Below are 13423 nucleotides of genomic sequence, written 5' to 3'. Positions count from 1 at the left end.
AAGTCGCGCGGTGAGGTGCGGTTTCGGGACAGGCGTGGGGTTGATTTTCATTTCCATATCGAGAATATGGCGCCTCCTGTATTCTCTGTAAGTGAAGATATGGATCTGTCGTCAATCGAAATTTTTAAGGCAGTCGCATCGCATTGCAGCGTCACGAAGGCTGCGGCGGCGCTAGGCCGTGTGCCGTCGAATGTCACGACGCGCATCCAGCAGCTCGAAGAGGATCTCGGAGTGGCGCTGTTTTGTCGCGACGGCAAGAAGATGTCGCTGACGCGCGAAGGCTCGATCTTCCTGTCCTATGCAACGCGTCTTGCTGACCTGGCAGAGGAAGCAAAGCAGGCTGTGCGGCCGCTGGCGGCATCGGGAATGCTGCGTGTCGGAACGATGGAAAGCACCGCCGCAAGTCGGCTTCCTGACGTCATCAGGCGGTTCGGATCGCTGTGGCCTGACGTCTCCTTGCAATTGACGATGGGTGCGACACGGGAGCTCATGCTGGGCGTGCTGGCCGAAGAGCTGGACTGCGCATTGGTCGCCCGGCCGCCGCAGGCGTCGCTCGACGAGACGCGCTATGCCGATCTCGACCTCGGCAGCTTCGATGCACGGCGCATCTATGTCGAGGACCTCATTCTCGTCCTTCCTCCGAAACACCCCGACGTCAAAGCCGCGGCCGACCTGCGTGTTGGGACACTTGCCGTGATGGAGCCAGGGTGCACCTATCGCCGCATGGCCGAGGAGTGGGCACAGGACGCCGCCTCACTGCGCACGCTGGAGCTCGGTTCTTATCATGCGATCCTCGCGAGCATTGTCGCCGGCAATGCCTTTGGTGTCATGCCGCGCTCGGTGTTCGATCTGCTGCGCTGGCCCGTCGATATCGTCACCGGCGAGATCGGCGCGGTGGAAACATTTCTCGTGCGTCGAAAGGGCGACCGATCGGATTCGTTCGAGGCCTTTCACGATGTCCTTATTGCCTCGCGGGGCAGGGACGGCCTCCCACTTCCAAGCGGCTAACCTTGCATCCTCCTCTCAATCAAGACGCTTCGTTTCACAAACTGCCGGTTCGTCATGTCAAATTCCAGCAATCCCAACACCGATCCTGGAAGGCGCCTCCGTCTCCGCCTGTTTTCGCCGATCCTCGCCGGCGCCACGCTGCGCGAGCGCATGCTTGCGTGCCTTGGTGCGCTGATCGCGATCGCGCTGACTGGCATGGTCTGCGGTTACTTCGTCGGGCAGGGCTCGCACCTGCCGCTAATCGTTGCGCCGATGGGCGCTTCGGCCGTGCTGCTTTTCGCCGTGCCGGCTAGTCCGCTTGCGCAGCCGTGGTCGATCATTGGTGGCAACACGATCTCCGCCATGATGGGCATCAGCGCCGCACACTTCATCCATGAGCCGATCATCGCGATCGGCGTCGGCGTCTCGCTGGCGATCGGCGCTATGTCGTTCACCCGCTGCCTGCATCCGCCCGGCGGCGCTGCGGCGCTGACCGCTGTGCTGGGTGGTCCGGCTGTTGCAAGCTGGGGCCTGCTCTTCCCCTTCGTGCCGGTAGCCCTGAATTCCTGCATCCTGGTGGCGCTCGGCATTCTCTTTCACAAGCTCGGGCGGCGAAACTATCCGCATGTCGCCGCGCCGGCGCCGGTCAATACGCATCAGACGATCGATCCGCCGTCCGCTGTGCGGATTGGTTTGCGTGAAGAAGATGTCGATGCGGCGCTGGCGAAGTTCGAGGAAACCTTCGATATCGATCGCGGCGACCTGAGCCGCTTGCTGAGGCAGGTCGAGGTTGAGGCTGCCGTTCGTTCGCACGGCACCGTCAGGTGCGCCGACATCATGTCGCGCGACGTGATCGCGGTGGGCGAGAACGCCACGGCGGAAGAGGCGCGCGCGCTGCTGCTGAAACACAATGTCCGTACGTTGCCCGTAAAGGATAGCAGCGGGCGATTGGTCGGCACGGTGGGGCTGCGGGAATTGATGCAGGCCGAGCGGCTTGCCGATCACATTGCGACGGCCGCGACCACTTCCCCGGATGCGCCCGCCATTAGCCTGTTGCCTGACCTGACCGACGGGCGCACGCACGCAGTCGTCATTGTCGATGACGGCGACCACGTGCTCGGGCTCATCTCGCAGACGGATCTGCTGAACGCCATGGCTCACCTGCTGCCGGAACAGACGACGCGAAGCGCCGCGTGAAATGCCAGCTTAGCTAGAAGATAGTGGCCAAGCCGAACTGCAGGTAGGCGGCCAGGCTGAGCGTGGACAGCGACACGGCGAGCGGCGGCGCTGGCGTCCGCACCGTCCAACCGAGAAGCGGGCCAAGCGCCGCGATCAGCATGCCGAGCCATGGCCCGTTGCCGGCGAAGGCCAATCCGAGGGCGGAGAGACTGACCGCGCTGGCGATCATGGTGAGCGGGGCGGTTGCCACGGTAGCATCCGTTCTGGGGCTGAAGATGCTGATGAAGCGCGGCCAGCTGAGGGCGATGGTGAGAACCAGGAAGACGGGAGCGATCGTCTGGAGTTGCATCAGCGCGCTCCGACGGCCAAGCGGAAATAGCCATCGAGATGGCCGGCCTCGCCGGTGCCGCTCTGGCGTGCCGCAAGGGCGCTGCCGACAGCGATCAGGACAGGATTGTCATAGCCGATTTCCGCGATCCCACAGGCGACGGTTGAGAGTGTGCCGCGCCAATCGCGTTGTGTCGACCGGCTGACGTCGCTGATGATGATGGCCGGCGTTTCAGGCGACAGGCCTTCTTCGATCAACCGATCGGCGATAAGCGGCGCCGTCCTGCCGCCCATGTAAAAGACGGTCGTCGCATGCGGATCGGCGACGGTGGCCCAATCGACATTGGCCGGCAGCCCGCCATGCCGAGAATGGCCGGTGATGAAGCGGACGGATTGCGCGTGGTCGCGGTGCGTCAGCGAGATCCCGAGGCGGGAGGCCATGGCGCTTGCGGCGGTGATGCCGGGGATGACATCGACCGGAATGTTCTCGCGATCAAGATGGGCAATTTCCTCGCCGGCGCGGCCGAAGATCATCGGATCGCCGGACTTCAGCCGCACGACACGCTTGCCTGCCTTGGCGAGCTTCACCATCATGTCGTTGATGTCTTCCTGGCGGCAGCTCGTGCGGCCGCCGCGCTTTCCCACCAGCATGCGCTTTGCCTCGCGCCGGGCAAGCTCCAACACCTCCGATGAAACCAGATCATCGAAGAGGATCACGTCGGCTCCCTGCAGGGCGCGAACGGCCTTCAACGTCAGAAGCTCCGCATCGCCGGGGCCGGCGCCGACCAGCGTCACACGACCCTTGGAGTGGGCGGGCGCTTCCCGAAGCCTTTCGGCTTCTTTGAGAAGCTGCCCGCCGACGCCCTCCTCCGGCGTGTCCGAACTTGAAAAGGCGCGCTCAACGAATCTCTCCCAAAAAGCGCGGCGCAAGGGGCCGGGCGCCAGCCGCTCGTTGATCCGGTCTCGTAGCGAGTGTGCCAATTCCGCCCAGCCTTTCAACGCCCGCGGCAGTAACGTCTCGATCCGCCGGCGGATTGCCTGGGCAAGGATCGGGGCGGCACCATCCGTTGAGATGGACACGACGACAGGCGAGCGGTTGACGATCGAACCGAACTGGAACTGGCAGAAGGCGGGCTTGTCTATGACATTGACCGGCACCCCGGCCATACGGGCGGCGGCGAAGAAGGCTTCCGCCTCGTCATTCCCCTCGCAGTCGGCGATGGCGATGGCAGCGCCGGTGAAGATCGTTTCATTCCATGCTTCGGCGTGATGGATGAAACTGCCCTGAGGGTGTTCGGCGCCTCGCAGGATCAGTTTCTCGAAGGTGTCGGAAAGCTCGTGCGCATAGATATGGACTTCCGCGCCGCATGCGGCGAGAAGCTCGGCCTTCCAGGCGGCGGCATCGGATCCGCCGGCGATGATCACGCGCTTGCCTTCGAGCGCCCAGAACACCGGCAGCTTGGCAAGCGGCTCCATGCGGGCGGGTGTTTCACTCCGCCGCGGCTGCAAGACATCCATCGATGATCCCCCTGATCTCGGCGCGGCAGGAGCCGCAGTTGGTTCCGGCGTTGAGTTCCTTGCCGACGGCTTCGACGCTGTGGCAGCCGCCACGAACGGCTGCGACGATCTGGTTGACGCCGACGCCAAAGCAGGAGCAGACGGTAGCGCCCGGATCAGGCTTGTCGGCACCCGGGCGACCGGCGACGAGAGCGAAGCGCTTGCGCAGATTGGTGTGCTCGGCGGTGAGCTGGGAGATCGCCCAGTTGCGGGCGACGGCCACCGGTTCGCGCGCCAGGAACAGGGCCGCAAGCAGTCGCTTGCCGTCGAAGAAGGCGAGCCTCAGATCGCCGGATTGCTGGTCGGCGTAGCCGAGTGGCTCGACATCGTCAGGGATAGCGAAAGTGGTGCGGCACCAGGCGCACCAGTCCTCGACCGGCCGGTCGAAGGCGAGCTCCACCCGCCACCCGCCTTCGGCCTTTGCCAACGCCCAATACGCGGCATCGAGATTGTCCGGCTTGACTTGGGAGACCGCAAAGCCGTAGCGCGCCGCTTTGAAGCGTTGGGCAGCGACTGCGACATTTTTCGAGGCGGGTTGGCCCGAGAGCGCATCGGTCAAAGGCGCGACGACGGCGTCGATGCGCGCCTTGGCGGCAAACTGATCGTTCCAGTGCATCGGCACGAAAATGCTGCCGCGGGCCTGCCGCTCCGTGATCAGGGCGCGAACCACGGCCGTGCCGTGTGGGCTTTCGATCTCGACAAGACCGGCATTGCCGACGCCGATCTCGATCGCGTCACGTGGATGAAGCTCGGCGAAGGGCTCGGCGATGTGGGATGAAAGCCGCGCACTTTTACCAGTGCGCGTCATCGTATGCCACTGGTCGCGGATACGGCCGGTGTTCAACGTGAAGGGATAGTCGGCGTTGGTGCGATCCGAGGCGACCGGTTTGACGGCGATGAAGCGTGCCTTGCCGTCGGCGTGGTAGAAGCCGCCATTGGCGAAGAAGCGGGTCTCACCATTCTCTTGACCCGCCGGCTGTGGCCACTGGAAGGGAGGCAGTTCGTCATAGGCCTGTAGATCCATGCCGACATATGCGCCGATGTCGAAGTCGCGATTGCCGTTGTTCTCGAAGGCGGAGAGGGTGGCGTGTTCGTCGAAGATCTCTGCGTTGGAGGCGAAGTCGAAGGCCTGGGAAAAGCCCATCCGTTTGGCCACCTCGGCAAGCTGCCACCAGTCGGCCCGGGCTTCTCCGGGCGCATCGAGGAAGGAGCGCTGGCGGGAGATGCGACGCTCGGAATTGGTCACCGTACCGCTCTTTTCGCCCCAGCCGAGCGAGGGCAGAAGGACGTGCGCGTGACGCGCGGTATCGGTGTCCTTCAGGACGTCGGAGACGACGACGAAGGGACAGGCCTTGATGGCGGCCTCGACGGCGTCGGCATCCGGCATGGAAACGACCGGGTTGGTCGCCATGATCCAGAGCGCCTTGATCCGTCCGTCTGCAACGGCCCTGAACATATCGACCGCCTTCAGGCCCGGCTTTTCGGCAATCGTCGGCCCACCCCAGAAGCGCTGGACGCGGTCGCGATCCTCGGCGCTTTCGATTGCCATGTGGGCGGCCAGCATGTTGGCAAGCCCGCCGACCTCGCGCCCGCCCATGGCGTTCGGCTGGCCGGTGAGCGAGAAGGGTCCCATGCCGGGCCGGCCGATCCGGCCGGTGGCGAGATGACAGTTGAGGATGGCGTTGACCTTGTCGGTGCCCGACGAGGACTGGTTGACGCCCTGGCTGTAGCAGGTGACGGCCTTCTCAGTCGTGGCAAAGAGGCGGTAGAATTCGCGAAGCTGCATGGCTGGCAGGCCGGTCAGTTCCAGCACCTCGTTGAAGGAGATCCCGGAGGCAGCCGTAAAGGCCTCGGCAAAGCCGTTGGTATGTTCGGCAACGTAGTTCTGGTCGATGGCGTTGCTTGCGATCAGATGCTCGAAAAGGCCGACAAAAAGAGCGACGTCGCTGTCCGGGCGGATGGCAAGGTGCAGATCGGCGATATCGGCGGTCATCGTGCGCCGTGGATCGATGACGACGACTTTCATGCCGGGGCGTGCTGCTTTGGCGGCGGCCAGTCGCTGATAGATGACCGGGTGGCACCAGGCGAGGTTCGAGCCGGTGAGGATCACCAGATCGGCGAGCTCCAGGTCCTCATAGGTTCCCGGCACGGTATCCGAGCCGAAGGCGCGGCGGTGGCCGGCGACGGAGGATGACATGCAGAGCCGCGAATTGGTGTCGATGTTGGCCGAGCCGATGAAGCCTTTCATCAGCTTGTTGGCAACATAGTAGTCCTCGGTCAGCAGCTGGCCGGAGACGTAGAAGGCAACGGAATCGGGACCGTGCTTCGCGATGGCATCCGAAAATCGTTGCGCGAGGAGGTCAAGCGCCTGTCCCCATTCCGCCCGCTCCCCCGAAACCTCCGGGTGGAAGATGCGCCCGTCGAGATCGACGGTTTCGCCAAGCGCCGAGCCCTTCGAGCACAGCCGCCCGAAATTGGAGGGGTGGTCTGGGTCGCCCTTGACGGAAACCTTGCCGTCGTCTGCGACCTTGGCGATGACGCCGCAGCCGACACCGCAATAGGGACAGGTTGTCTTGACCTCTGTTTCCATCATTCGGCCGCCATCATCAGGCTTTCGAGCGCGATGAAGAGGGCGCCGTTTTCGTTGCGCACCGGGATGGTCCGCACTTCGCCCTCATCGGCGCCCAGCGCCTTGCCGGTTTCGAGCGAGATCACCCAGTTATGCAGCGGGCAGGTGACGGCCTTGGCATGGACGATGCCTTGGGAGAGCGGCCCGCCCTTATGCGGGCAGTGGTCCTCGATGGCGAAGATCTCGTTTTCGGCCGTGCGGAAGACGGCGATCTTGCCCTGGGGTGTCTTCACGCAGCGGGCCCCCCGCAGCGGAATTTCGGAGATGTCGCCGATTGCAATCCAATTCATGTCCATCTCCTTACTCAGCGGCCTGCGGGTAGCCGATCGTCGCCATCGGCTTGAACTCATGCTTGTCCTTGCCGGAGACGCGCTCCGACCAGGGGTCGACCTGGGCGAATTTTTGCGAGAAGACGAAGCGGTCGTAATAGGCTTGGCGCTTTTCGGCATCGCCCATGATCTGGCGGCGGATTTCGTCCAGGCCGACACGCTTCGCCCATTTGTAGATGCGCTCGAGATAGCGGGCCTGCTCGCGGTACATCTGCGTCAGCGCCACGATATGCTCCAGCGCTTCGTCCTCGGTCTTCAGGAGGCCGAGAACCTCGGTGCCCTTGATGTCGAGGCCCGCAGCACCGGCGAAATGGATCTCGAAACCGCTGTCGACGCAGATCACGCCGATGTCCTTGCAGGTCGCTTCGGCGCAATTGCGCGGGCAGCCCGAGACCGCCATCTTCAGCTTGGCCGGCGTCCAAGACCCCCACATGAACTTCTCGATGCGGATGCCGAGGCCGGTGGAATCCTGCGTGCCGAAGCGGCACCAGTCGGAACCGACGCAGGTCTTCACCGTGCGCAACCCCTTGGCGTAAGCCTGTCCGGAAACGAAGCCGGCCTTGCCGAGATCGGCCCACACCGCCGGCAGGTCTTCCTTCTCGATGCCCAGCAGGTCGATGCGCTGGCCGCCCGTCACCTTCACCATCGGGATTTCGAACTTGTCGACGACATCGGCGATGGCGCGCAGTTCGTTGGAGTTCGTCACGCCGCCCCACATGCGTGGAACGACGGAATAGGTACCGTCCTTCTGGATATTGGCGTGGACACGCTCGTTGATGAAGCGCGACTGGTAGTCGTCGGCATACTCATCCGGCCAGTCGCAGACGAGGTAGTAGTTGAGAGCCGGACGACACTTGGCGCAGCCGCACGAGGTCTTCCATTCGAGTTCCTGCATGACGGCAGGGATGCTCTTGAGGCCCTTGGCCTTGATCAGGCGGCGCACGTCGTCGTGGCCGAGTTCGGTGCAGGTGCACATGGGCTGGACGGCGGCCGGGTTGTAGCTGTCGCCGAGGGTCAGCGTCATCAGCTTTTCTACGAGGCCGGTGCAGGAGCCGCAGGACGCGGAAGCCTTTGTGTGGGCACGCACGTCGTCGAGCGACGTCAGGCCCCTAGCTGTGATCGTCGAGGTGATCTTGCCCTTGCAGACGCCGTTGCAGCCACAGATTTCCGCGTCATCCGGCAAGGCTGCAACGGCCGCCATAGGGTCCAGCGGCGACCCTCCCTGATAGGCTTGACCGAAGATCAGCGTTTCGCGCATCTCCTTGATATCGGTCTGTTTCTTTTTCAAATCGTTGAACCAGGCGCCGTCGGCGGTTTCGCCGTAAAGGACGGTGCCGATGATCTTGTTGTCCTTCAGCACGAGGCGTTTGTAGACGCCGGCCGAGGCATCCCGCAGCACGATTTCCTCACGGTCGTCGCCATCGGCAAAGTCGCCGAGCGAGAACAGTTCGATGCCGGTGACCTTGAGCTTGGTCGGGGTGTCGGAATGCACGAAGGCGGCAGAGCGGTCGCCCGACAGATGCGAGGCGGCGACGCGGGCCATCTCGTAGAGCGGTGCGACAAGGCCGTAGACCATGCCGCCAACTTCCGCGCACTCGCCAAGCGCCATGATGCTGCCGTCCGAGGTCTGCATGCCATCATCGACGACGATGCCGCGGTTGACGGCAATGCCGGCATCCTTTGCGAGCCCGACGCTCGGGCGGATACCGACCGCCATGACGACCAGGGTTGCCGGAATGATGCGGCCGTCGTCGAGCTCGATGCCCTCGACTTTGCCGTTGCCGACGATCGCCTTGGTATTGGCCTTGGTGATGACCTTGATGCCGCGTTCTTCAACGGCCTTCTGCAGGAGATAACCGGCCGCCGGATCGAGCTGGCGCTCCATCAGTGTCGGCATGACGTGCAGGACGGTGACGTCCATGCCGCGCGACGCAAGGCCGGCCGCCGCTTCGAGGCCGAGCAGGCCGCCGCCGATGACGATCGCTTTCTCGCGCGACTGGGCGGCAAGCAGCATCGCCTGCACGTCGTCGAGGTCGCGGTAGGTAATGACGCCGGGCAGATCCTTGCCGGGCACAGGGATGATGAAGGGCACCGAGCCGGTGGCAATCACCAGCTTGTCGTAGCTTTCAACGACGCCGTGATCGGAGGTGACCGTCTTGGCGGCACGGTCGATCGCAACGATCTTGTGGCCCTTGTAGAGCGTAATGCCGTGCTTGATGTACCATCCATCGCCGTGGATGATGATCTCTTCATACTCCTTCTCGCCGGACAGAACCGGCGAAAGCATGATGCGGTCGTAGTTGACGCGCGGCTCGGCGTTGAAGATCGTGACCTGATATTGGCCCGGTGCCTTTTCGAAGAGGTGCTCGAGCATGCGCCCGGGCGCCATGCCGTTGCCGATGATGACAAGCTTCTTGGTCATAGTTTTCAGGTCCTCAAAATCAGGTGGCAGCGACGGCTTGTGCGGAGAGGCCCCGGCGGTCGAGCTGCCTGACCGACAGGTGCATCCAGACCAGCGAGATGACGACGATCGCGAAGAGCAGCATGAAACAGCTCGACCACAGGCCGGTCATGTCCTTCAGGAGGCCAAAGGCGATCGGCAGGATGAAGCCGCCAAGGCCGCCCATCATGCCGACGATGCCGCCGACCGCGCCGACGCTTTCGGGGTAGTAGGCGGGGATGTGCTTGTAGACGGCAGCCTTGCCAAGGCTCATGACGAAGCCGAGGGCAAAGATGACGACGATGAAGACGACAGGCGTGATCCCGAGTGCGGAGCCGGTGCCGGCGGCCGGGAGCGAAAGGATCAGGGTTGCCACAGCCGACACGGCAAACATGACGTACATGACGCTGCGAGCGCCCTTCTTGTCGGAGAGAACGCCGCCGAAGGCGCGGAAAATGCTGCCCGGAATGGAATAGGCGGCGGCGACCATGCCGGCGACGCCCAGATTGAAGCCGTAGACACCAACCAGATAGCGGGGCAGCCACAGCGACAGGGCAACGAAGCCGCCGAAGGCGAAGAAGTAATAAAGCGAGAAGCGCCAGACCTGGGCGTTCTTCAGCGGTGCGAACTCCTGCAGGAGGCTCTTGGAGGCGACGCCGCGCTCGCGGCGGAGGCGGAAGGCCGGATCATCCGTCGTGGTGAACCAGAAGACGATCGCCATCAGCCCCAGGCCGATGGCCCAGATCTGCGCAACAGCCTGCCAACCCCATGCAATCAGGATGAACGGGGCGGCGAACTTGGTCACAGCAGCGCCGACATTGCCGGCGCCGAAGATGCCAAGTGCTGTTCCCTGCTTTGCCGCCGGAAAGAATGGCGAAACGTAGGCGACGCCGACCGCGAAGGAACCGCCGGCAAGCCCGACGCCGAGGCCGGCAATCAGCATCTGCGTATAGGTGTGGGCATAGGAGAGGAGGAAGGTCGCCACGGCGGCGGCCAGCATGGTGAGCGTGTAGACGAGGCGGCCACCGTAACGGCCGGTCCAGATGCCAAGCACGATGCGAACCAGCGAACCGGTCAGGACTGGCGTGCCGACCAGCAATCCGAACTCGGCCTCATTCAGGCCAAGCTCCTGTTTGATGCGGATGCCAATGATCGCGAAGATCGTCCACACGGCAAAACAGAGGGTGAAGGCAATCGTGGACATCCACAATGCTTTGGCTGGTTCGCCGGCGGACATCGACTGCGTACTCTTGATAACAGACATGGCTTCTCCGGGGCCCGACAAGGTCGTGCCGATCCATCGCTAGGGGTTAAAAACAAAAAGCCGCTGGTCAGGGCGCATGCACCTGAGGTGCGCGAAATATCCTGATCAGCGGCTTTGCTGTGAGCGCCCGTCGTTGGACGCCGAATTCGTGGCCTCGTGGCCTGCCCATAGCGACGCAAGAGCCGTGCCAGTTTATTCAAGTGTTTGTTTTTTAAAGATTAAGATCGATACCGCAAATCGGGACGGCATCTCGGCATCAGCGCATATGCAGCAGCGGATCTAAAAATTGTGCAATGCGCATAAAATAAGCGCGCGGTTAGGATCGGCTCTGAGCCGCAATGTAGCCATCCACGTCATCGGGATCGAACAGGTTACCGTCGAAGAAGCCATCCGGCCCGAGCGTCAGCGCGCCGCTGGATCCGACGGGCGTTTCGGTGCGAAGCGCGCCTTCCACCTTGGAGCTTGCGGCCGGCATGGCGACGTTCAACGTCCGCAGCGCGTTTCGGTAGATATCCGGCCTGTAGGTGTCATTGGCGATCTGCTGATGCTGCGCCGTATGTTCGATGTGCCCCCAGCGAACCATCTGCGTGTAAAACCACAGGGCGTGGCTTTTCCATGGGAATGTCGCGGCCTTGGCATTGGGGACGAAGAAGTCCTTTACGTTCCGGATCTCGCCCCCGCCGGTATGCAGAAGGCCGGTCAATGCGGGCAGCAGGTCTTCAGCAGGCCGGTTCACATAGGCGGGCCTCGCCAGCAGATCGGCAAGCTCCAGGTGGTTGGCGGCGTCCGCGCACCAGAGGGAGGCCTTGTAGAGCGCTTGCAGAAGGGCAGCCAAGGCCTTGGGATGGCCATCGGCCCAACGGCTGTTGACGCCGAGCACCTTTTCCGGGCTCGATTTCCAGATGGCCGCCTTGGCCGTCGCCAGATGCGCGCCATTGTTGAGCACGCCAAGTGTATTCCAAGGTTCGCCTGCGCAATAGCCGTCGATGAGGCCGGCCGTCAGGGCATCCGCCATGTCAGGGGGAGGCAAGATGCCGATCTCCACTTGCCGATCGGGATCGATGCCGCTCGCAGACAGCCAGTAGCGCAGTTCGTAGTTATGGCCCGAGTAGGGGTGGACGACGCCGAAGCGGAGCCGGTCTCCTTTGCGGCGATCGATGACCTGCTTCAAGGCAAGGCCGCTGGAGCGCGCATCGAGATCGGGCGAGGCGCCGCATTCGGCCATCTCGCTCCATAGACCGGCAGAGACAGTCACGGCATTGCCGCCAAGTCCAAGGGCCATCGGTACGATCATGCGCGGGGCCGGTGCGGTCAGTCCCAGATTGCAGGCGATCGGCATGGGGGCGAGAATATGCGCCACGTCGAAATGGCTGACCGCAAGTCGGTCGCGAATCGTCGCCCAAGAGCGTTCACGCACGAGCGCCAGCTCGATTTCCTGTGCCTGTGCAAAGCCCTTTTCCTTGGCCGCGACCAGTATGGCGCTGTCGAGAAGCGGCAGAAAGCCGGCGGTAATCTGATGTGTGCTCGTCATGCGTCGGTTCCCGGATCCAGAAGGCTTGCAGCGGTAATCAGGCTTTGGGCGATCTCGACGATCTTCCTGTTCTGGTTCATGGCCGTTCGCCGCATGAGCGCATAAGCTTCGTCCTCCGTCAGGCCGCGGGATCGCATCAGCAATCCCTTCGCCCGGTCGATAAGCTTGCGGTTTTCCAGTTCGCCGCGCGTCTCCTCCAGCTCGCGGTTCAGGCGCGAGAAGGCATTGAAGCGGCTGATCGCCATCTTCAGGATCGGGCGCACCCGTTCCTGCTTGAGGCCATCGACGATATAGGCGGAAACACCAGCCTCGACCGCCGCCTCGATGGAGGCTTCGTCCGACTTGTCGACGAACATCGCAATGGGGCGTTTTACCGCGCGCGAAATCTGGAAGATGCTTTCCAGCATGTCGCGGTTCGGGTTCTCGATGTCGATGACGATGACATCGGGGTTGATCTCCATGATGCGCCTCGCAAGGCCATTCATGTCGTCGATGATGGTGACATTGTCATAGCCCGCTTCGCGCAGGCCGACCTCGATGATCGACGCGCGGATGCTGTTCTCGTCGATGACGAGGACGTTGAGGTCGCTGGGCTTGGAAGAACGGTTGGCCACAGGTCTACCGCCGTTCACTGAGATCCGGGACGCGCGTTAGTTCAGATAGCGCCGGTGTCGGTATCGGGGAAGGTGCCATGCTGTCGTTGCGCTGCCCTGTGGCTCTGAGGCTTCTGGTGTGCCCGTCGTGCGGCCATTGAATGCGCGAATGGCGCCTCAAAATCAAGCAGTTTTTAGTATGCCTATTTAATGGGCTTCGTTCTGGCGTCGCCGAATTGCCTTCGGCGCCCAAAACAAGAAAGCCGCCGATGGATCGGCGGCTTTTGAGAAAGTGCGCAGAAATCAGCCTTCCGGCGGCGCCTCGATCATGCCGAGCGCGTGCAGATAAGTGTCGAGGATTGCGTCCTCTTCCATGCGTTCCTGCTCGTCCTTCTTGCGGAGCGCAACGACCTTCTTGAGGATCTTGGTATCGAAGCCCATACCTTTTGCTTCGCCGTAGACGTCCTTGATGTCGTCGGCGATGGTCTTCTTTTCTTCTTCCAAGCGTTCAATGCGCTCCACAAAAGCGCGGAGCTGGTCGCGGGCGACGCCATGAGCATCAGACATCGTGTTCTCCTGATAGAGGG

General features: G+C 62.9%; 11 protein-coding genes. 2 read left to right on the top strand and 9 right to left on the bottom strand.

Going from position 1 to position 13423, the window contains the following annotated elements; all coding sequences use genetic code 11:
* Positions 1–99: 99 nt before the first annotated feature.
* Both FHT71_RS08945 and FHT71_RS08940 read left to right on the top strand, forming a co-directional pair.
* Positions 100–1008 (top strand): LysR family transcriptional regulator, encoded by a 909-nt coding sequence (locus tag FHT71_RS08945; RefSeq protein ID WP_183719494.1) that lies wholly within the window; start codon positions 100–102, stop codon positions 1006–1008.
* A 54-nt stretch (positions 1009–1062) separates the two neighbouring features.
* Positions 1063–2184, top strand: coding sequence for an HPP family protein (locus FHT71_RS08940; RefSeq protein ID WP_183719492.1), 1122 nt, complete (start codon positions 1063–1065; stop codon positions 2182–2184).
* Positions 2185–2197: 13 nt separating this feature from the next.
* On the opposite strand, the gene FHT71_RS08935 is transcribed toward FHT71_RS08940, so the two are convergent.
* From FHT71_RS08935 to FHT71_RS08895, 9 genes are all read right to left on the bottom strand, one after another.
* A complete protein-coding gene (locus FHT71_RS08935) occupies positions 2198–2515 on the bottom strand; it encodes a hypothetical protein (RefSeq protein WP_183719490.1) in 318 nt (105 codons plus the stop codon).
* Positions 2515–4011, bottom strand: a complete 1497-nt coding sequence (cysG, locus tag FHT71_RS08930; RefSeq protein ID WP_183719488.1) for a siroheme synthase CysG — start codon at positions 4009–4011, stop codon at positions 2515–2517. The genes FHT71_RS08935 and cysG overlap by 1 nt, the downstream gene beginning before the upstream one ends.
* Positions 3983–6640: a nitrate reductase gene (locus FHT71_RS08925; RefSeq protein ID WP_183719525.1), complete on the bottom strand. Its 2658-nt coding sequence runs from the start codon at positions 6638–6640 to the stop codon at positions 3983–3985. Before FHT71_RS08925 ends, cysG begins: the two co-directional genes overlap by 29 nt.
* Positions 6640–6975 carry a nitrite reductase small subunit NirD gene (gene nirD, locus FHT71_RS08920; RefSeq protein WP_085990691.1) on the bottom strand — a complete coding sequence of 112 codons (336 nt, stop codon included), beginning with the start codon at positions 6973–6975 and terminating at the stop codon, positions 6640–6642. Before nirD ends, FHT71_RS08925 begins: the two co-directional genes overlap by 1 nt.
* A gap of 4 nt (positions 6976–6979) precedes the next feature.
* Entirely contained in the window at positions 6980–9430 is a 2451-nt protein-coding gene (gene nirB, locus FHT71_RS08915) for a nitrite reductase large subunit NirB (RefSeq protein ID WP_183719486.1), read from the bottom strand.
* Between the two features lie 19 nt (positions 9431–9449).
* The gene (locus tag FHT71_RS08910) at positions 9450–10712 is read right to left on the bottom strand and encodes a nitrate/nitrite transporter (protein WP_183719484.1); all 1263 of its coding nucleotides are present in this window, start codon (positions 10710–10712) and stop codon (positions 9450–9452) included.
* A 316-nt stretch (positions 10713–11028) separates the two neighbouring features.
* Positions 11029–12243, bottom strand: coding sequence for a CmpA/NrtA family ABC transporter substrate-binding protein (locus FHT71_RS08905; protein ID WP_132589184.1), 1215 nt, complete (start codon positions 12241–12243; stop codon positions 11029–11031).
* Positions 12240–12857, bottom strand: a complete 618-nt coding sequence (locus tag FHT71_RS08900) for an ANTAR domain-containing response regulator (protein ID WP_037084447.1) — start codon at positions 12855–12857, stop codon at positions 12240–12242. The genes FHT71_RS08905 and FHT71_RS08900 overlap by 4 nt, the downstream gene beginning before the upstream one ends.
* 282 nt (positions 12858–13139) lie before the next feature.
* Positions 13140–13403, bottom strand: coding sequence for a DUF2312 domain-containing protein (locus FHT71_RS08895; protein ID WP_007527482.1), 264 nt, complete (start codon positions 13401–13403; stop codon positions 13140–13142).
* Positions 13404–13423 lie beyond the last annotated feature (20 nt).

This window comes from Rhizobium sp. BK060 (assembly GCF_014193145.1).
Classification (GTDB): Bacteria; Pseudomonadota; Alphaproteobacteria; order Rhizobiales; family Rhizobiaceae; genus Rhizobium.
Note: the sequence above shows the minus strand (reverse complement) of the source record. Positions and strands in the feature narration are given on the sequence as shown.